We start from the raw sequence: 19,892 nt of genomic DNA, 5'->3' as shown, positions 1-19,892 counted from the left end.
GCTCCGTCGTGATTCCGGAGGATATGCACCCAGCAGGTGGATCGGGGTATAGATCCGGGACGATTCCGGAGCATGTGCACCCAGAAAAGGCACGATAACCGTTGTTTTGATCTACATAAACAGCGATTCCGGAGGATATGCACCCAGTTGGACCCTATTATTTTCTGTGCTTTTTGTTTAATTGCCAATTCCATCAAGAAAAGGCATATGGCAGGAAAAACAAAAAGAATGAGCACGATAAAACAATTACTCCGTTTACATCTCCAGGGGCTGTCCAACCGTAAGATTGCCGAGCAGATCGGTCTTTATAAGGGTACGGTGAACCGTTATGTCCAGAAGTTACAGGTCATCAGCCGCCCTGTCGGAGAACTGCTGGATATGGAAGAACCTGTTCTGGAGAGGCTTTTTACGGCAGGATCCCCCGCCTACCTACAGGACCGTTTCGAAGACTTCAAGCCTCTTATACCATATCTGGAAAAAGAACTCGGCCGCAAACACGTTACCCGCAAACTGCTCTGGGAAGAGTACCGTGCGGAGCACCCTGATGGCTACGGTTATTCGCAGTTCTGTCACCATCTGAACCAATTATCGGTAGCCCGCAGGGGCAGCGCGGTCTTCCAGCACGACCCGGCACACCGATTACAGGTTGACTTTGTGGGCGATACGCCGGGTTATATTGACCGCGACAGTGGGGAGATCATCAAGGTACAGGTGCTGGTTGCCGTCCTCCCATACTCCAATTATACCTTCGCCATGGCCGTTCCCACCCAGCACACCGACGACTTTCTATATGCGCTGGGAAAATGTCTGGAACATCTTGGAGGCGTACCTCAGGTACTCGTCCCGGACAATCTGAAAGCGGCCGTTATCCGGGCCGATAAATACGAACCGGTACTGAACAAAGTGATGGAGGACTTTGCCGAACACTATGGGCTGGTGGTCATTCCGGCAAGACCCCGTAAACCCCGGGACAAGCCCCATGCCGAGAACAGCGTACGGCTGATCTACCGCCGTGTGTTCGCCAAGCTTCGCAACAGGGTCTTTTTCTCCCTCTCGGAGCTCAATGCGGCGATCATGGAAAAAGTACGCGAGCATAACCAGACCCGTATGCAGCGTGAACCCGTAAGCCGGCAGGAGCGGTTCCTTGCTGATGAAAGGCACCTGCTCAGGCCCCTTCCCGAAAAACACTTTGAAAAACGGTATTATGCGGAGCTGACGGTAAACACCAACAACTGCGTCCTTCTTGGGCGTGACAGCCGACATTATTCGGTGCCCTTTGCCTATATCGGAAAGAAGACGCAGGTCATCTATACCCGCACACTGGTCAGTATCTACTGCGAGGGGAAAAAGATCGCCGTGCATCCACGGGAGATGGGCGCGGGATACACGACCCGTCAGGAGCACTTTGCCTCCAACAGCGGACACCAGATGCGCCGTAGCCCGGACTACTACATCGGTCTGGCAGCGCAGCGCTCTGCCGGGCTGGCCCGCCTGATCCGGCGCATCTTTGATACGGAGAATATCCCCGAACTGGCATTCAGGACCTGTGACGGGCTGCTCCAGCTGCAGCGCAAGACCCCGCCGGATATCTTTGAAGAGGCCTGCAGTATAGCCTACGACAATGATCTGCTGGGCTATAAACGCCTGAGCGGGATCATACGGCAGTGTGCCCTTTCCAGGGCACAGCAGACCTCGGAACAGACCGTTTTACTGCCCCGGCACGAAAATATCCGGGGCAAGGGCTACTACAGTTAATTACATAATCAGATAAAACATCAAAAAATGGAAGAACAAAAATCAAAGCTACAGGCATTACGGCTATCGGGTATGGCCGGATGCCTACAGACCCTTTATGAGACCCGGAAAATACATGAACTCTCGCTGATCGATGGCCTGCAGATGCTGATACAGGCCGAAAGCGATGTCCGCTGGAACAACCGCTACAGCAGGCTGCTCAAGAATGCAAACTTCCGCTACACGTCATCTCTGGAGCAGATCGATACAGGAGGGCATCGGGGGATCGACCCGGGTATGCTCAGCACACTTGCCGTGGGAAACTACATCAAAAACGGAGAATCCATCCTGATAACCGGCGCTACGGGCGTTGGTAAATCCATGCTGGCAACGGCTCTGGGCCATCAGGCCTGTAGGCAGGGCTACTCGGTGATGTACTACAATACCCAAAAGTTACTGCCTGCTCTAAAAGTCGCCAGACTGGAGGGAGCACTGATCAAAAGGCTGGAAAAGCTGGCAAAAGCGGATCTGCTCATCCTCGATGACTTCGGACTGACCGCGCTGGACGGCCAGCAGCAGAATGATATCATGGAAATAATCGAGGACAGGCATGCAAGAAAATCGACCATCATCGTCAGCCAGCTGCCCGTGGCAGCATGGTTCGACATCTTCCCCGAGCAGACAATAGCCGATGCCATACTCGATAGGATTGTGCATACGGCACACCGCTTTACTATAAAAGGTGAAAGCTTACGTAAAAAAAGGTAACTTTGTCATGCTGAACAAAAAGCACAGGAACTAAAACTGGGTGCATATCGCCGGAATCCCTGGGTGCATATCATCGGAATATGCAGTGCGGAAAATGGGATCAAGGAAGCGACCTTTTATTACTGGTTTTCGCTCAGTAAGAAACAGAATCCAGTAAAGGCAGCTTTATAACCATCGATAGGGAGACAAGAAAGAACGATGTTGAAGTTATTTATCCCAATGGCGTACGTATTAAGGTAGAAAACGACCTTGGTCTTCTCTCACAGTTGATCCGTCTGTACTAATGTTTGCGCTAGGCTCATCGCATAGGTTTTATCTTTACGATAGCCACTGCGATATGAGGAAGTCTTTTGATGGACTTTGTGGATTGATCAGTTCGGGGATGCAACGACAGGCCACCAGTGGTGAAGTGTTCGTGTTCTTAAACCGTAGCCGTACACATGCTCATATTTATCGGCCTTGATGACCGCTGCTTTGAGATTGTCGGGGACAATGGCCTTGGGCACACCGCCAAGGGACTCCAGGCAGCTGCTCAGTGCATAAAAAAAGTCGGGGGTCTGCTGGGATGGTACAGCGATGGCAAATGCATAGTCTGAAAAGGGCAGGCAGGCCACAAATACCTCACAGGCGACCAGCTCCCCGGTGGATCTGTCAATATAATGGAGTTTTTTTCCGGAAAAGTCAATATATAGTTTATCACCGGCGGTATGTTCAATCACCATGCTGCCCTTGCGCGAGATAAGCTGTTGCCTTAAATGATAGTTGAACTGTGGATAGCTATAACCCGTGGGATCACTTTCTATATATTCCTGCCACAGCAGCAGTTTGGTAACTCCGGTACGTTTAAGTTCTTTTTCATAATAGTCAAGACGGCTTTTTAGGTACTCAAACTTGTCTGCCTTGTAAGCGGGATTCCCTGCATGGAACGACTTTTCCAACAGGGGATCCTCCTGTTTAAGAAGTTCTTCGGTATTGAAACCGCCGTCGGCCATCTTTTTAAGATAGGACTTCACCGTATTCTTGCTCATACCAAGGATGCGGGCGATTGTTTTTATTCCGCTACCGCTCTGGTACAATCTGATTAATTGCTTTATCTGACTCATTCGTTTTGGTTTTCCAGCCATCAGTGATCCGAATTGTTTGATCACTAAGTAACAAAAACTACTTGCTAAGGGGTCAGCATCCTCCAGCGCAATGAACTGAAAAATGAATCAGGGGGTCAACATCAGCCAGTATGGCAGTTGAATAACAGCTTTAAACGCACTACGCATCCCTAATTCTAATTCAATTTTGAGGGGTCAGCTTGTTCAAGTATATCCAATCATGGAAGATGCTGGCCAATATTGTGTACGCGATAGTTTTATCACCATATCACGTCATACCAAATCTAAATTGTTTACATTAGGCACTTAAAATGTTAATAAAACTTATTATTATTCTTTATTATCGAAATAAAATCGATACCAATACATTGATGAATACACCAACGCAAATATAATCGCTAAAAAAGAAGGGTATTGTTCTTCAAGTAACTTACATAGATAAAAAGCTATAGATGAAATAAATACAAACCACAAAAGACCTTCAATAATAAAAAGACGCATTTGTTGCTTTTTAAATTCTTTATCAACAACTACAAATCTTTCTTTAATACTAAAGGCCAAATTATCGCCAAAAGTATCTTTGTAAAACGTTATATTTTGCTTAATGAAGCATAATGCCGTATTCTGATTAGAGATAAATATTTGTATTAATAATGTGAAAATAAGGAACCCACACAATATAACCACATTTTTCACTGATTCTATTTTCTCGTAATCAAAAGAAGATAAACCTAGCACAAAGGCGGCTGGAATAGCAATTAATTTATTCTGCGAATCATTGATAACACCTTGTATCTTTTGATTAAATTCAAGCAATTTGGAGTCTATTTCAAGTTTAAGTTTATTAAACTTGAAATCACTTAGATAAAAACTAAAAGCCGCTTTCGCCTTGGATAGGAAGCTTTCTATCTTGTTAATGAATGTGATAAATCGACTCCCCTCTTCTTCATTTGAGAGAAAATCGATCAGTTCATTTAGAAAAATATCTCTTTTTTCTTGCATGTTCGAATCGATCATTACATCCAAAAACTGGTTAAGGTTGTCCAACTTAGATTTAGGCAAAGCTTTTATATTATTTATTGAAAAAATCAATGGAACTAGAATATACTTATCTTCACGACCAATGAAAGCATATTTATCGTCAGCTTTCGTATAACAATATCGAGCTGTAGATTCTAGCACTTTCACCAAACGCACAAAAGTTTTATATTCTTGGTAAAACTTGGCATTTTCGATATAGCACTTTTCATCATATAAAAAAACAGGGATTTCAGGCAAATCATATTTATAGTTATTGAAGAAATATATAGAGTTTATATAAATTCCAAACTTACTCAAAGTAGCTATTGACAGTTCTAGGGAAATAGAATCACCCACCATCAACCCCTCCTCAGCTAATTCATTTTCTATTAAATCTTCATCTCTCAATTTTCTAAGCTGAGCAAGCGAATCGGCTAGATTTTCGATTCTGTAATCTACTACCAGCACATCTTCATCAATTTGAGAAGAATAAAGACTAATTAAATTTACTAGAGTATCAATCATTATAAAGCCTTAATTTTCTCAGCGAACTCTAATGGAATATTCTTAAAAATTAAATCATTCGAGTCTTTATCATAAATTACTGTTTTGTCTAATAGCATCGCCTCTCTTTCAAACTCTATTTTGTAATTTGATCCTTCATAACTGACATATTTTAGTTGCTTCATCCTCGACTTGTCTCCTCCTATTACAGAGCTAACTTTATAGGCTTCACCGATAGCAAAATTTTGAAAATTCTCTGGATCGTCTTTGTCAATAAGCTGAGAAATATAGGATAACAGAATTTCCTTTTTCGCCGACATTCGTTCGTGGCAATATTCAAAGACTTCGTTTTTGATCTTGCTTCGTTTTTTGCGTGGATACTTTTCTTGTTCAAAAAATGCATTCATAGCATTGACTAATCTTTCAGTAGACTCCGAGTTGGTATTTTTGTTATCGCAATCGATAAATGTCATGAAATAATGACTTATTTGCTTCATCCCTTTCACAAATGAAAGATATGTAAGTCTATTAGTCTCTTTATCGTTTTCCAGGTTTGTCCACTCTGTCAAATTTATAAGACATGCTACATCTACTTTACTAATGTCTAGATTCTTAATATTTTCTAACGTAAGATTTTTTTCATTTACAACATAGCCTTCTTTGTTATTAATCATTAATACTAAAAGGAAATCATTCTTTGAACTTTTGTTAGAATACTCGCACATTATCATGTAACCTCCCGTAGAGGCGGGAGTTAATTTTAAAACAGAGCTATAATGTTCTAAAACTTCTTTTGAGAATTCTAAAAAATCGTAGCCTCCAAGATCATAATTAACCAAAAGATTTCTAAACTTAGGGTTCTCTCCAGAAAATATACCATATATTGGTGAGGATTTTCTATGGTAGGATTTATCCAAATTCCCCATAAAAATCTGTTCCTTATCAGTAACATCAATTAACCCGTTAGCTGCTTTCATTTTTACTTTGTTGGAACCTGCTGTTTTCAAGAGCTGATGAATAACAAAATTTTTAATTTCTAAATTTTCTCCTATTTTTTTTAGTTCCATTATTGGTTTATTTATTACAGTCAAAAAATTGTTTGGTATATCTCTAATATACGAAGATATTGTTATTTCAGCATGAGAAATAAGGGAAACCGTAATGATTGGTTTTTAAACTTAAATAATCATAATCAAATTGAAAATCTATATATACAGTTGTAATTGAAATTGGTGTATAAAACTGTCCTCCTAATTATCCGGTTGCCACCCCCAGTCTTTAAATATATCCCTATAATGAATAGTTGCATATTCCACCTCATCAACAGGATCCTTTCTCGTAATTCTTATAGAAACCATATTATCCATTTGCGACGCTATAACACCATAATTACTATTAATAACGTCTAATAACTCGTGGTACAAGGTATATAATACCAAAGTTTCATGGAATCTATCAACCCATTCCTCAAAAGACTGAACATACAATTGACTATAGGGATCCTCTTTCACATAGTTATTAAGTTGAATATGACGTCCAAATATAGAATACTGGGAATGCGCAATTGAATTTCTGATTTGGAAATTGTAAGTATTTTTGAACGCATCATACAATCTGGGTATAGTATTTTTAAATTTATCACGTATTTTCTTTCTGATAATGGTGTCTCTATTCCCTGTTGTTCCTTTTTCCCTACTTGTCGTCATCAATTTGTAATGCCAGTCATACGCTTTTCCCTCCAATAGATTAGCAAACTGAAAGAACTTCTTGATGAAAGTATCTGATTCCCATATTTTAAGATAGATTAACATTTCAATCTGTATAGAAATAGCTTCATTAAAATTCAATAGATCTATTTCTCGTCTCCTATCTTCCGAATACTCAACATTTTTGAGGTAGTCTGTTAAGGTCTTATCTGAAATATTATGCTTAATGTATTCACCAATAAAATCATGATGGGTATTTTCCGAATGACCGTCGTGGTTAGAACCAAACATGTATGGTCTTATTCTCTCGTCAAAATTATTCCAAGTTTGAACTTCAGAATTATAAAACGCATTCAGGTGGACAAGTAGGAGATCAGTTTCATATGTCTGCTTTTTTAGAATCAATTGGTATAGCTGTTCAAAATGGGGCATTAACTCGCTATATTTACTATCCAAGACATCTTTAAATAACATATATTTTCTATTAAAATTCTTACTCTTATCTCTCTACTTGTTCTTCTACTTATCTTTCTACTTGTTCTTCTACTTATCTTTCTACTTGCTCTTCTACTTATCTTTCTACTTGCTCTTCTACTTATCTTTCTACTTGCTCTTCTACTTATCTTTCTACTTGCTCTTCTACTTGCTCTTCTACTTATCTTTCTACTTGCTCTTCTACTTATCTTTCTACTTATCTTTCTACTTGTTCTTCTCCTAATCTTTCTACTTATCTTTCTACTTGTTCTTCTCCTAATCTTTCTACTTATCTTTCTACTTATCTTTCTACTACGATCAATTCGCTAACTCCCACATAGAATATTTGAAAGTTCCCTTATTGACAATTTTATTATGATTTTTAAGTTTCGTTATTAAATTGTTGACTTTCCTTTTCCGCTGCTCTTCCGTCATCCAGTCTGGCAATTTATTCCATAACAACTCATCTATCTCCGACCGGGACATACTATGATGCTGCGATATTGCTTTTAAGATAAGATCTCTGTAATATTGATTGTCAAAAGCCTTATTTTTCGTATAGCCCGCTTTGTCACCCGCTTTCTGAGCAACATGTAACCCAATAAAATAATTGGGTTTTCGACCCTCAATCAGTTTTTTACGTCTTAACTCACTCTCCTCGTGGTTACTTAAAGGCTTTCTCTTCTGCACCTTATCCAGTGCCATAATATCTTCCAGGGAGAGATCTTTATGCTGTGCTAATAAACGGGCATAGTCCAAATTCAAGACTTTACCTGAGATAGTGACCTTAACTTTGTCATCCGACAGATCATAGTCAGGCAGAGGAAAGTAGCGTTCCCGTTGAAAATTAAAGATCTTTTTGATCCCCCCTCCTGCAGTATCGACCATCTTAAGATTGAACATAGCCGTCGCTAAAAACTTATTTCGATAGAATTCCTCTGGTGCATCTTCAATGACAACCTTCTCTACGCTACCCGGAATAAAAGAACCATAATTGGTAAAAACCAACTGATCCTCCATTTCGACAACATTTATGCGTGCTCCTTTTGTGTAATCTTGATGGGCTATACAATTGTTTATAGCCTCGCGAATGGAAAAAGGCTCATACTTAGAAACCTCGGCAGGGAAGATCGTCCCCTCTTGCATATAGCGATATTTAATGTTTCGTATCTTGGCAAATACTTTTTCTACCGAAAGAATGAGTGGAAGGCCAAATATATCGTAATCAATATCGTTATTTTCCTTATCCACTAACTTCCAACGTATTTTGACATCCGCCGGACTTAAGAAATGCTCAGACTCGTCTTTACCCAGCAGGATAATAGCAGTCCGAGTGACTTTCCCTTTGACGGTTACTTTAGCTTTGTTGAGAAAGGTGAAATCATCCCATTTGTCCATTTCCTCCGCCTTGTCCGGAAACTTACTCTTATAGTTTCTTCTGGCTAAAGCTATCGCTTCTTCATCAAGATCTTCTATAGTAGCATCTGGAACCACCGCAGCGCTCCAGTCATGCTGAGTCGCCTGTGCTCTGATTCGCTCAATCTTTTCAAGATTAAGAGGCACCAATTCTTCGCCATCCCTAGCATAATAATGCCCATCAAAACTTACAGGAATACCACGTGGCGCTGCTGGTATCTGAAACATGAGCACACGTCCTCCTCCTTTAATAACCTCATGGATCTCGATAAAGGTAATCCGATTGGTGGTTTTGCTTGCTATTTCTCCCTTAAGCTTATCGAGATCAGTACGGTTTGATCGATAATTGGTACCAACAACATTATGATTCTTATCCTCAACACCAAAAACTAACCATCCATAGGGTTTGCCACAGAGGTTAGCTTCATTGCTGATAGCAGAGAAGTATTTTCCCAGTTTAGTGAAGTCATAGTTATTTTTGGCTTCCTTAAACTCAACGACCTCATTCTCCGAGGATAAACTTAAGAGTGTTTCAAGTACGTGGGTATTCATTAAAGTGAATTATTTACAATTGGCATGTACCGATATCTTTCCATCGATTAATTATACAAATTTAAGGAAATACTTCCAATTGTTATTGATTATGAAGCAACTTTGCTATAGCACCTGTCTAAATATGTCGATCACCTGAAGATCTACAGTCTCCTCATCTTTCAATATAATGGGACTGTAGGAGTCGTCTGAAGACTTGGGTAAGAGGATAATTTCCTGATGTTGCCAGCCCTCTTCCGTAATGGTCTTTTTACTCGAATATTCTTTAATGGTATAGTTGGCTCCAAAATCGCGATCCTCAAAACTACTGGATTCAACCAAACAGATCAGACCATTTCTGGAACCTCCCTCATAACGTTCGAATAAACAGATCGAACCATTGGGAATAATCTTATTCATGGACTCTCCAATTACTTTACAGGCAAAATAACGTTTTGGATCTTGATAGCGTTCTTCAACTTCAATATACTGCAAAGTCTCACTTTGCTGTAACTCGGAAAAACTGCCTGCTGCGATTTCTAGATCGTAATATGGTATAGAGCCTGCTGTAGGTTCATAACTAATAGGACGTGAAGGAATAACTTTTGACTCGTTTCCGCTATTACCTGTCACAACCTCCATATGTTGACTTAAATAGGCTTTAAGATTCGGATTGCACACATAAACATATACTCCACGAATCCCCCTAAACATCAATGTCTTGTAGATATTTTTAACATAGAATAATAAATCAAAGTCATCGGTGCTATTCTTCCCATTTGTATCTTTATATTCATCCCGATACACCACGATAGTTTTAGCAATAGGATCATAGTCGATCTCTTTACCAAAGACGATAGCGATATAATTTAGGTCATTGCCAAATACGGTATGTATACTCCCTACCTCATGTATCGCATTTTTTGAATTTATCCAATCTTTAGCCGTCGAGTTCCAACGAAGATCTATCCCCTCAATGGTCATATCGTAAAGATGCCTATTCTTTTTGTCCTTTGTCTTATATTCCCAGCTAAAGCCCGCAACCAATCTAGACAGTCCCGTCTCTGTTTCCTTCTGGAAAACCTGAGCCCGCATCGTTACAAAACTTTCAAAGAGCTTCAGCTCAAAATCCTTCGATTCAAATGTTTCGTTAGGTCGCAATTCCAAATCAAATAACCGATGGACGAAATCAGTGAATAGGTCACCTCCCTCAGAACGAATCTGCGTCTGCAAGCGTACACTGTCATACGCCTTAATGTTCTTTAAAACTTCAAACCTTGAAGGTGGTAAATCAGTGGTACGGATAGATTGGTTGCTGTCATAAAAGAAAATCTGATTTTCGGACTGCTTCAATACCCAATCCAACTCTGTTCCTTCGTTGATATCAAATCCAAGACGCGTATTGCTCTTATCAAAATCACCATAACCGGATATATTTTTGCGTCTGCGCAAGCGGTGAGCCTCATCCACTAAAACCACTTTATATGTTCGTTTTGAAATATCTGTTGGCGATATAACCATACTCGAACTGAGCTGATCAATATCTTTGAACACTTTCTGCAGGGTACTGCGCAAGGAGGTCATCGATACGACAAGAGCGACTTGATCTTTAAGATCTTTTTCATTTTCTACTGTAATACCATGTTTGTCTCGATATGCATTAAGCAACCCGAATGCCTCCATTGAGAATTCATCCTTCATCTCAAACTGTTCAAAATAGCGTATGGGCGTAACAAGCAATTTAAGTACATAAATCGCAATGATAGTCTTACCAGTACCTGCATTCCCCTGTATAAAGATACCTTTTTTGTCGTCCACGAGCATTTTCAAACAGGCCAGAACTGCCTGCTGCTGGTCTAAGTTCAAACTCTTGTAGGGTGAGTACTTAAAAACGTTGCTGTTAATGATCTCTTCGAAAGACGTGCGTGCTATTTTAAGTTCTTCGAGTTGTTTCCAGATCTGCGGAAACAATACTTCATATTCTTTCTTTTGATGATAGTAATGGCCGTTATTCCCTAGATTAGCATTGATTAATTTCAGACCTTTTTCTGCTGAGAAAAGATTGATCAGGAATGCTTCTAAATGTAGGGTAACGGATTTGTTGAACAAATGCGAATAGATCGCATGTCGTATTAAAAGGTCTTTCTTGCTGTCGTGTCTATTATGGCTTGAAAAGCGGTTCTTGATATCGATAGATTCACCGATATAGATTGACCTTTTATCGTTGAGCAGATAAACCAGTGCGCTGTTATAAAAATCTAGTTTGCTATCTGTATCCTTAACCTCTCCTGTGCTACCAACGGGAACAATATGAACTTCTTTAATATCCAATTCTGACATGCGTTATTAATTACAGTTCATTATATTTTTTAGCAGTTCCCTTGGCTTTTTCTACAGGATATTTTTCGTTGTTAAGTTTCATTTTATCCTCCACGATCTGGATGACGTCAAGTCCATGCTTATCGGCAAGCAATAGCGCATACATAAGTACATCGGCAAGCTCGTTTTTCAACTTGTCAGGATTGGCATCTTCATTTCCTTTCCACAGAAAAAGCTCCAGAAGCTCAGACGCTTCAATGCTCAATGCAATTGCGAGGTCCTTAGAATTGTGAAACTGTTCCCAATCTCTCGCATCTCTGAATGCTCTGATCTGTGCTATTAACTGCTGAATATCCGACATGATAAAATCTTTTAACTAAAAACTGGCCTTTGTCCAAATATCCGAAATATTGTTTAGGAATGAAAGGAAAAAGCCATATCGGGAGATATGGCTCTACAACATATATATATTTATTTGAGATGGCTCTTATTTATACGAATTGATTGATTTAGATACTTTCCAATCATTACCTACACGCTCCAAGGTAACCAGGTCAGTCTTGGTGAAGTTTTCAAATTTCAACGTTACTTTAGCCACCATATAGTCTGCCGATTCCTCGATGATATCTGTGCTTACTGTACAGTTCAGCTTTTCGCCCTTTTGTTTTTTCAAGGATTTAACCACTTCGCTACGGCTGTTAGACTGTGCATTGGAAGCTTGGATCTTTTGATTAAAATCAGCTGCAAATAACTGCTCTACACCTGCTGATTCGCCCTCAGTAGTTACCGCTACATAATGATCCAAAGCGAAATCTGCTGTGGAAAGATTTACGTTTGTTTTTGTTGCTTTTGCTCCTGGTCCTTCAGCTGCCATAGCAAATGTTGATACGGCGATTAAAGCTGCTGCTGCGAATGTTTTTACTAGCGTTTTCATAATGTCTTTATTTTATAGTGTTAGTTTTTAGTTCTTATTTGTTGACTCAAAACTACGACACAATACGCCCCTAGCCTACGGGCTTTAGACCAACGATCGGAAAAACTCGGTGAATGGCGGAAATGGGGAGGTGAATTTATTCTTCAAGAAATCATTCTCGTTCCAATAGGCTCTTTCCCTCTTCGCTGATCCGATCGGGAGTCCAAATAGGATCCCAAACGAGCTCGATAATTATTGCCCGCTGTGGAAATTGCTGTTGCAATGTTTTTTCAACGCCATGAACGATAGAGTCGCCCATCGGGCAATAGGATGAAGATAACGTCATGGTAACAACAATACGACTGGGATCGGTTAAATTAATATCATAAATTAAGCCCATATCTACGATGTTGATCCCCAATTCGGGATCCATCACAAGCATCAATACCTGAACAGCTTTTAACTGATCGGAAGCCTCCGGTTTTGTTAGATCAATTTTCATGGTATCTTTCATTAAATATATAGGCGAGGTCCGTAGTTTATTTACTTTTTCTTTGATGAAAAACTACTTTTCCGACATTGACAACATAAACAGCAGCAAGTGCTGCCCAAAGCCAGGCTGCACAGTATAATGCCCACCTGAATTGACCGGCTACAGCAACCGCCATGACGACAAGCGCCACTAGGTAAAGATAATATTGTATAGAAAGTAATCGCTGACTATAAAGTTCCTTGGGCAAAGGTATTTTTTTGATGCCATTGAGATCTTTATAGCGCCAATTCCAGATCATAAAAGGCAGGGTCTTATAGGTCATCCCTAAAATAATACCCGTTAACCATCCAAAAAACACCCATGCGGCATATAAATTCACCCAATTACCAGACTCCTGCCGGACAACCATAGGTAAGGTGAGAAACGCGAACAATAAACTCAAAAAGGAAATGAAACTATGTTTCATCGGAATATCCAGTACCTTACGCGCCCGGTGCACAAAACAATCCACGACAAAAACGGCCCAGCAAACTACTCCCAATAGCACTATTGCTCCAAAGGTAAGAGATCTTAATCCCACAGGATGGCTGTATCCGTCCAATAAAAAAAGTACCAATCCAAGGTTTATCAAAATGACCGAAACATAAAGCCACTTTGTTTTGGTGGATTGTCCCAAGAGAAACATCGGCAGCATCTTCGCTCCCGCTCCCAGGATCAACTGCAAAAACCAACCAACAATACCGACGTGGGCGTGTAGCTTTAGGATATCGAGGTGACTTTTTGTTAGAAAACCATGGGCTAAATTAATGGCAAGCAAAAGGCCTAAGGTGGTTGTAAAACAAAGCCAGAAGGCCGAGAACGTAAAATAAAGGCGTAGTTCAAATAGATGCTCCACATCTTTAGTCGTCATCCACAGCAAGTAGAAGTACAGGTAGGAGCTGAGCGTAATCAATAGCCCTCCAACGCACATGAGTAAACCGATCTTGAAATACCAGAAACTATAAATCAACACACAGGTTCCCGATGTCAATAGGATATAACTGAAAAATGCCAATTTGGAAGAGCGAAGTGAACGTTCAAAAATAACCGGCACCAGCTGATACGCCGCTCCATAAATCACCATCGTGCCCCAACCTAGTGCAAGGCTATGGACGATTGCCAGCACTTTTGGTTGAAAATGGTGCCCAAAGAGCTGCCCCCCGCTAAAAACCAAGAGGAAGCTGAACAGTAGAAAAAAAATGCCCGCAGTGATAAAAAACGGCAATACAGCATACGCTTCTGGGCTCTTATGAATAGCAATATGTGCCATTTTATTTAACGGGGTAAATTAACAGATGGACATCTCCAGGATGTTGTTCATGGATGAAAATCCGATAAGAAAAATGATCCAGTTCTTCTAGTAAATGGAGCGGAACCTTCCGATGTTTTACATAGACAACCTCATCGGCTTTCAGTTGAGCAAGGGCCTCAAGAATTGATTCCATGGGCTGCGGCATAGGCAATGTCCTGACATCCAATGTAACAAGTTGAAGCGCGGAAAGTCGCGCTAATTTCTGCTCAAAAAGTCGTTTCGGCACAAATGAAATATGATCGCCCTCAGCAGGCTGAACGGACAGCACTGTATCTTTTTTATAAAAGTAACTTCTGAATTCGCCCTCCGCCCATTCGTGGCTATAGCTTGGCACTCCACGCTCCTCCATACGCCTAATCAATGGAATGGGGACAAATGAATTGCTGATGCAAAGAATCCCTCCTGCGACGAGTGAGCGATACAACTGAAAAATATCTTTTAATGGATCTTGCCCCATTTCCAATAGGGGTCTCACATCGAATACAACCGTCACTGCTGCATCATCCATCCAACTTGGCCGCTCTGCTGCATCGAATGGATCATTGACTTTCTCAGCTCCATCTGACATCCAAATAAAGCCGAGCGGTACCAGCGCAGCACGAAAATCTGCAACCGAACATCCGCCAATTTTTGCTGCTTCGCCTATGGAGACCCGAGGGGCCAGTATCCGACGCAACACCGGGATCCGGATCTTACGCAAGGGTTTGGCAATAGCTGCAATGGCTTCAATGCTTAAGTCATTATAGCTGATCAGTTCTGAAATCTTGGTATGCTGGTTTATCCGCATGGCTTTTCTAGTTTTTAATTCATTTGAACACCGTAGCTCGCGAGCAACTTTGGAAATAAAATATTATTCTCCAGGTGGATATGCTGCAAAAGATCGGATTCGAAAGATTCGATCTGTGAAAATAATGACGTGTAGGAATTGCAGGCATTGGCTGGCAATGTGTAATTTTGGGTAATTTTGCGCAACTGCTGAAGTTCCTTTCCTGAATCTTCGTGTTCGGAAATCAAAAATTGAATGAGCTGCTCTACCTGTTTGCTGGTCAATTCTTGTTCATTCTTGGTTGCCGGAAAGAGCTGCTTCTCCTCTTTATCCAAATGATGGTAAAGGTCATCAAGAAAGGCATCGAGTTCTTTGGACAAGTTGACCAGCTCGGGATGCTGCTGTGCATGCACATCGGCCACTTTATGTGCAAGTTCCTGAATAATCGGTCCTTTTTCCCGGACATACCGATGATGAACATTCTTAATATAATCACTTAAAAAATCGATATCCCAATCTTTAAAATTTAGCGGTGGGCCGGCTATAGGAAGCTCTTCGGATTGGTTTAACCGTCTGCGCAATTCAATTTCATCGAGACCAACACTATGAGCGGCCTCCTTAAGCGTCTGCTTACCACCGCAACAAAAATCTACCCCCAGCTGTTTTAAAACTTCGGCCTTGCGGATATCCTTGGCAGCAATATGGCCAACGGTTTCCAGTGTTTCGCTTTCGAGCGGTTTGCCAAGGCGAACCTGCCAGTATTCGGGCCCCGATTCAAGATAATTCCAAATGAGATCCTTTCCACGTTCACCCAGCAACTGATAATAGAGCGGTTTAGGATCATGATCGTTTTTGATAATAAATGACTCGCCCGAATCCAGGGCATCGAAGTGATCAAATATGGTCGGGTGTTTAAGTCGAGGTTCTATATTGAAAACCTCCAATAACGGTGATTTAATCATGATAATAGTATTAAATGGTCAATAAATTATTATAAATCCTTTTTCTTAAAATAGCGAATAGATAGCCCTAGAGGAATGAGGCACCAGAGCAACATGACCAACAGGGTGATCGCAATGCCGAATGTATTACCGAAGAAATCCCGAAATATCGCCCCTGTATAGCCCATCATCGCGGATAGATCGACCTGTAATAAAATAAGGATGCGACAGATATCGATGGGATTGAGCATGGACAGTGCAACCATTCCATGTTCGATGGGATAATCCGCAAACTGAAATAGGATGAAAAGCACCAGTGCGTCAAAAAGCAGCGTGAAATAAAGCCAAAGCAAAATTGCCAATCCTATCCCCTTCGACTTATCTCTGATCAATACAGATGTCCACATCGCGATCGAAACGAAAATCAAAGAAAGTAACAGTCCGCAACCGACCAAAGTAATTCCCGAAGAGCTAAATGCATAGATAAAAGTTGGTATGCCAACGCCAATAAAAAAAGCTAAACTAAGTGCACCTGCCAGACCCACATACAGGCTGCCCCAAATGCTTTGCCGTTGCAAAGGCTGACTGACAAGGCAATTGATAAACTCGGAACTCTGGTAGATATAGATGCCTGAAAAAATGATACTCATCAGCGGAACTACAAACAACACAATATTCAGTAGACTGAGTAATCCCTTTTCATAGTTGTCCTCCATGCTATAGACCGTCATGGAAAGTACAAAGAGTAATATGGTGTAGCATAAAATGGTCTTGTTGCGCAAGAGATCCACAAAAACGTAGCGTATAATTTTATTCATCTTTTCTCTAATTAGACAGGTCGCGGTTCTGCATCAAATAAGCGATTGCTTTAGATAGCTTTTCAGTACCTGTATCTTCTTTTAATTGCTGCAAACTCTTATGAAACTTCAGCTCTCCTTCCTGCAGAAAGACAATCTGCGATACAAATTCATCGAGATCACTAAGCACATGGGAACTGATGATGATCAGTTTACCGCGTCCGATTTCTTTTTTGATTTTATCCTTGAGAATTTCGGTAGACAGAGGATCCAGTCCTGCTGTAGGTTCATCCAGGATGAGTACTTTGGGGTCAAACATAAATGCGATACAGGCACTTACTTTTTGTCTTGTGCCACCGGAAAGCGTTGCCATCCGTTTTTCCAACAGCTTGTCCACGCCAAAAGCCTGATAAAGATCCGAATCCGCCTGGGGCTGTTTACGGATATCTTTGATCATATCCAGGACCTGTTTGATGGACATATTCTCAGGATATTGACCGATCTGCGGCATATAGCCGATATGGTTCCGATAAGCCCATTGCTGTCCAATGTCCTGTCCTTCAAAAGTGATCCGTCCGGCACTCGGCATGACCATACCTAGGACAGACTTGATCAAAGTAGTCTTACCACTGCCATTGGGGCCAATTAAGGCAACGCATTCGCCGCCATTCAAGGTCAGATCAATGCCCTTTAATGCATTGAATTTTCCAAAGCTTTTCGTTAACTGCTGGATACTAATCATACTTTTATTGATTTCATGCGAGGCTTATCGTCTTTAAGCCCCTCGGGTGTCAGACTTGGTAATAGCTTTTCAGTCCGGTCGAACAACATGGCCATAAAACTTCGAAAAAGTAACATCGCCGAAGGATAGCGCTCAACCATCATCGAGAATAGGCTTACGGGACGAAAAGGGATATCCCCAAATCCGTCTTTGTCCAGATCGTATCCCTCGTATTTGTCCCAATAGTTATGCACAAAGCTGTTGAGTGTAAGGGTACCATTGGTGGCAACATCAAAGGTATTCTGAAGAAAATTATTGTCTTTAAGCACATTGTCCATACAGCTCGACTGAATCTTGAGCCCCCATCCGTTGCTCTTAAAATTGTTATGTTCAATATGGATACGATTCGATCCTTCCATAAAAATACCCGTGGTATTGCGGCTAAACTGATTGTTGATGATCTGACTATCGGAAATATCTTTGAGCAACAATCCATAGGCGGCATCGCCCCAATTCTCTTCGAAATTATTGTTTTCCATATGGACATGCTTGGTATACATAACAGCTACACCTGCACCATTGCTGCGAAAGGTGTTTGAGATGTAACTGTTCTCATGGGAAAACATAAAATGGAGACCATAGCGCAGATTTTTTTCAGAAAGATTGCCCTGTACTCGAGTATGGGTCACAAACTCAAGATAAATACCGTCCCTATGTCCAGACACTTCATTATTTTCAACACTTAAACTATCTGATTTCCAAGCATGAATACCATTACCAATCAGCTGCTCCGCTGTACCAAAAGCTTTGAGGATATTGCCCCGTATTTCAACGTTTGTAGCATTCTGCGCATAAATCCCGAAAAAATTGTCCACGAGCTCATTGTCAAAAATTTTGATATGCGCTGTATTGTAAATTTTAATACCGGCAATATCATTCATGGAAGAATGTCCCGAATGCTGTATTAAAAAGCCTTGAACAGTAACCTGCGGTGATTTGATCGAGAGCGGTTCATATTTTTTCTCGCCGTCCAGCACAGGTTTTCCCAGGCCTTTCAGGAAAATTGCCTTATCAATAACAATATTCCCCTCCTTATACACACCCGCCGCTACTAAAACGGTATCACCTGATTTCGCTTGTGCTAAGCCAGCCTTTATTGTTCTGACCGACTGCCCCTTTCCTACCTGGATGGTTGTCGCCGATACAGGCACGTTTACGAGCCAAAGACAAGCCATTGCACAGTACAACGCTAAAGCTAGATTCTTCATTGTTATTCATTTATTTCCACAGATCATTCCAGGTCATCACCGTGCCACCGATCTCTGCTTTGACCTTATCCAGTTCCACCCGTTTTTCAAATACAGCAACATTGCCTCGCATTGGGCTTTTCAAGGCTTCACTTTTGAGATAATATGCACCTTCAGCCGGTACGAGCTTATGGCTAACATAATCCGGCAGGTAATAAACGGCAATCTCTTCTTTTTTGACCGAGTTCCCTTTGACAAAGGCGATCATACATTGTACGTCATCAAAATTAAAGACCCGTCCCTTTTTTGTCTGCAGCTGCGTACCAAAACGCGCGTCCGTTATTGTCATCTTACAGTGGGCACATTGCTCGCTACCGTATTTAATAGGCTTGGGTTTATTGTTGCCCTGACAGGCCTGCAAACTACATAGAACCAGCAATATACTACTACAGATCAACGCAAATAATTTATAGTTTCTCATATGATTTTAGTTTTAGGGTTTTATTATTTTGCCACTCCCGCACTGTACAAAAGGCCAAGATAATTCCACAGAGTATAAAGATCCATCCCCCGATATCAGGTATAGAATAGGCGCCAAAATTTAAAAGCTGTTTGTATCCGATCAGTGGTGGCTGATAAGACATTCCGGGAACTTTTATCGGTGCAGATGGATCGAGCTGATGCCCATAGTTGTATTCCCAGATATAAAAGTCAACCAGGGCTGCGACTCCAAAAAGCAGAAAACAAAAGAATAAGCCATAGAGCAGTTTTCTATTCTGCACGAAACCGGTAAGCAAAAAAGCAAGCGCAAAAAATAAGATGATATAGGGCAAGACCTTAAATTCTATGAAATCTTCCGCATGTAGCGTTTTCATCCCGATATAGTGGTTCAGTCCATTGATAATATCAACTTGTCCGGCCAACTTGTTGCTATAGATCTGTAGTTCTAGCCCTTCTGGGTATTGTGCTGCGTCGAGCTCAATACGCCAGATGGGTAGGAAGATGACCGCTACCAGGGCCAGGCCACTCAGGATCAAAAGAATCCGATGTACTGCTGACAGGTGACTTGTAGTTTTCATCATTGTAGG

The 19,892-nt window shown here is 41.2% G+C and carries 19 protein-coding genes and 1 pseudogene; 3 read left to right on the top strand and 17 right to left on the bottom strand.

What is annotated here, in order from left to right:
* Nucleotides 1-207 precede the first annotated feature (207 nt).
* The 3 genes and pseudogenes from istA to CBM24_RS28030 form a co-directional block, all read left to right on the top strand.
* Nucleotides 208-1,755, top strand: coding sequence for an IS21 family transposase (gene istA / locus CBM24_RS06390; protein ID WP_088160577.1), 1,548 nt, complete (start codon nucleotides 208-210; stop codon nucleotides 1,753-1,755).
* A gap of 27 nt (nucleotides 1,756-1,782) precedes the next feature.
* Entirely contained in the window at nucleotides 1,783-2,502 is a 720-nt protein-coding gene (istB, locus tag CBM24_RS06385) for an IS21-like element helper ATPase IstB (RefSeq protein WP_088160576.1), read from the top strand.
* Nucleotides 2,503-2,785: 283 nt separating this feature from the next.
* Nucleotides 2,786-2,884 (top strand): annotated as a pseudogene (locus CBM24_RS28030) (hypothetical protein); the annotation flags it as partial.
* On the opposite strand, the gene CBM24_RS06370 reads toward CBM24_RS28030, so the two are convergent.
* From CBM24_RS06370 to CBM24_RS27480, 17 genes are all read right to left on the bottom strand, one after another.
* Nucleotides 2,874-3,605 carry a helix-turn-helix domain-containing protein gene (locus CBM24_RS06370; protein WP_157698386.1) on the bottom strand — a complete coding sequence of 244 codons (732 nt, stop codon included), beginning with the start codon at nucleotides 3,603-3,605 and terminating at the stop codon, nucleotides 2,874-2,876. The pseudogene CBM24_RS28030 and the gene CBM24_RS06370 overlap by 11 nt on opposite strands.
* 330 nt (nucleotides 3,606-3,935) lie before the next feature.
* Complete coding sequence (locus tag CBM24_RS06365) at nucleotides 3,936-5,150, bottom strand: hypothetical protein (RefSeq protein ID WP_088160573.1); 1,215 nt, start codon at nucleotides 5,148-5,150, stop codon at nucleotides 3,936-3,938.
* On the bottom strand, nucleotides 5,150-6,196 hold the full coding sequence (locus CBM24_RS06360; protein WP_088160572.1) for a nucleoid-associated protein: 1,047 nt from the start codon (nucleotides 6,194-6,196) through the stop codon (nucleotides 5,150-5,152). Before CBM24_RS06360 ends, CBM24_RS06365 begins: the two co-directional genes overlap by 1 nt.
* Nucleotides 6,197-6,379: 183 nt before the next feature.
* Entirely contained in the window at nucleotides 6,380-7,309 is a 930-nt protein-coding gene (locus tag CBM24_RS06355) for a hypothetical protein (RefSeq protein WP_088160571.1), read from the bottom strand.
* A gap of 318 nt (nucleotides 7,310-7,627) precedes the next feature.
* Entirely contained in the window at nucleotides 7,628-9,277 is a 1,650-nt protein-coding gene (locus tag CBM24_RS06345; RefSeq protein WP_088160569.1) for an RNA-binding domain-containing protein, read from the bottom strand.
* 105 nt (nucleotides 9,278-9,382) lie between these two features.
* Nucleotides 9,383-11,596: a DNA/RNA helicase domain-containing protein gene (locus tag CBM24_RS06340; RefSeq protein WP_088160568.1), complete on the bottom strand. Its 2,214-nt coding sequence runs from the start codon at nucleotides 11,594-11,596 to the stop codon at nucleotides 9,383-9,385.
* 10 nt (nucleotides 11,597-11,606) lie between these two features.
* The gene (locus CBM24_RS06335) at nucleotides 11,607-11,936 is read right to left on the bottom strand and encodes a nucleotide pyrophosphohydrolase (protein WP_088160567.1); all 330 of its coding nucleotides are present in this window, start codon (nucleotides 11,934-11,936) and stop codon (nucleotides 11,607-11,609) included.
* A gap of 126 nt (nucleotides 11,937-12,062) precedes the next feature.
* Nucleotides 12,063-12,509, bottom strand: a complete 447-nt coding sequence (locus CBM24_RS06330) for a nuclear transport factor 2 family protein (protein WP_088160566.1) — start codon at nucleotides 12,507-12,509, stop codon at nucleotides 12,063-12,065.
* 151 nt (nucleotides 12,510-12,660) lie between these two features.
* Nucleotides 12,661-12,990, bottom strand: a complete 330-nt coding sequence (locus CBM24_RS06325; RefSeq protein WP_070565732.1) for a metal-sulfur cluster assembly factor — start codon at nucleotides 12,988-12,990, stop codon at nucleotides 12,661-12,663.
* A gap of 37 nt (nucleotides 12,991-13,027) precedes the next feature.
* The gene (locus CBM24_RS06320) at nucleotides 13,028-14,290 is read right to left on the bottom strand and encodes a hypothetical protein (RefSeq protein WP_088160565.1); all 1,263 of its coding nucleotides are present in this window, start codon (nucleotides 14,288-14,290) and stop codon (nucleotides 13,028-13,030) included.
* 1 nt (nucleotide 14,291) lies between these two features.
* Nucleotides 14,292-15,119, bottom strand: a complete 828-nt coding sequence (locus CBM24_RS06315) for a DUF2249 domain-containing protein (protein WP_075991506.1) — start codon at nucleotides 15,117-15,119, stop codon at nucleotides 14,292-14,294.
* 14 nt (nucleotides 15,120-15,133) lie between these two features.
* Nucleotides 15,134-16,060 carry an iron-sulfur cluster repair di-iron protein gene (gene ric, locus CBM24_RS06310; protein WP_075991505.1) on the bottom strand — a complete coding sequence of 309 codons (927 nt, stop codon included), beginning with the start codon at nucleotides 16,058-16,060 and terminating at the stop codon, nucleotides 15,134-15,136.
* 29 nt (nucleotides 16,061-16,089) lie between these two features.
* Nucleotides 16,090-16,857, bottom strand: a complete 768-nt coding sequence (locus CBM24_RS06305) for an ABC transporter permease subunit (protein WP_070565740.1) — start codon at nucleotides 16,855-16,857, stop codon at nucleotides 16,090-16,092.
* Between the two features lie 7 nt (nucleotides 16,858-16,864).
* On the bottom strand, nucleotides 16,865-17,578 hold the full coding sequence (locus CBM24_RS06300; RefSeq protein WP_088160564.1) for an ABC transporter ATP-binding protein: 714 nt from the start codon (nucleotides 17,576-17,578) through the stop codon (nucleotides 16,865-16,867).
* Nucleotides 17,575-18,825 carry a nitrous oxide reductase family maturation protein NosD gene (locus tag CBM24_RS06295; RefSeq protein ID WP_070565743.1) on the bottom strand — a complete coding sequence of 417 codons (1,251 nt, stop codon included), beginning with the start codon at nucleotides 18,823-18,825 and terminating at the stop codon, nucleotides 17,575-17,577. Before CBM24_RS06295 ends, CBM24_RS06300 begins: the two co-directional genes overlap by 4 nt.
* 10 nt (nucleotides 18,826-18,835) lie before the next feature.
* The gene (locus tag CBM24_RS27485; protein WP_083295915.1) at nucleotides 18,836-19,285 is read right to left on the bottom strand and encodes a nitrous oxide reductase accessory protein NosL; all 450 of its coding nucleotides are present in this window, start codon (nucleotides 19,283-19,285) and stop codon (nucleotides 18,836-18,838) included.
* On the bottom strand, nucleotides 19,272-19,886 hold the full coding sequence (locus tag CBM24_RS27480) for a hypothetical protein (protein WP_198386050.1): 615 nt from the start codon (nucleotides 19,884-19,886) through the stop codon (nucleotides 19,272-19,274). The genes CBM24_RS27485 and CBM24_RS27480 overlap by 14 nt, the downstream gene beginning before the upstream one ends.
* Between the last annotated feature and the right edge of the window lie 6 nt (nucleotides 19,887-19,892).

The sequence above is a fragment of the Sphingobacterium sp. G1-14 genome, from assembly GCF_002196555.1.
Lineage (GTDB): Bacteria > Bacteroidota > Bacteroidia > Sphingobacteriales > Sphingobacteriaceae > Sphingobacterium > Sphingobacterium siyangense.
This window is presented reverse-complemented; position numbering and strand designations above follow the sequence as displayed.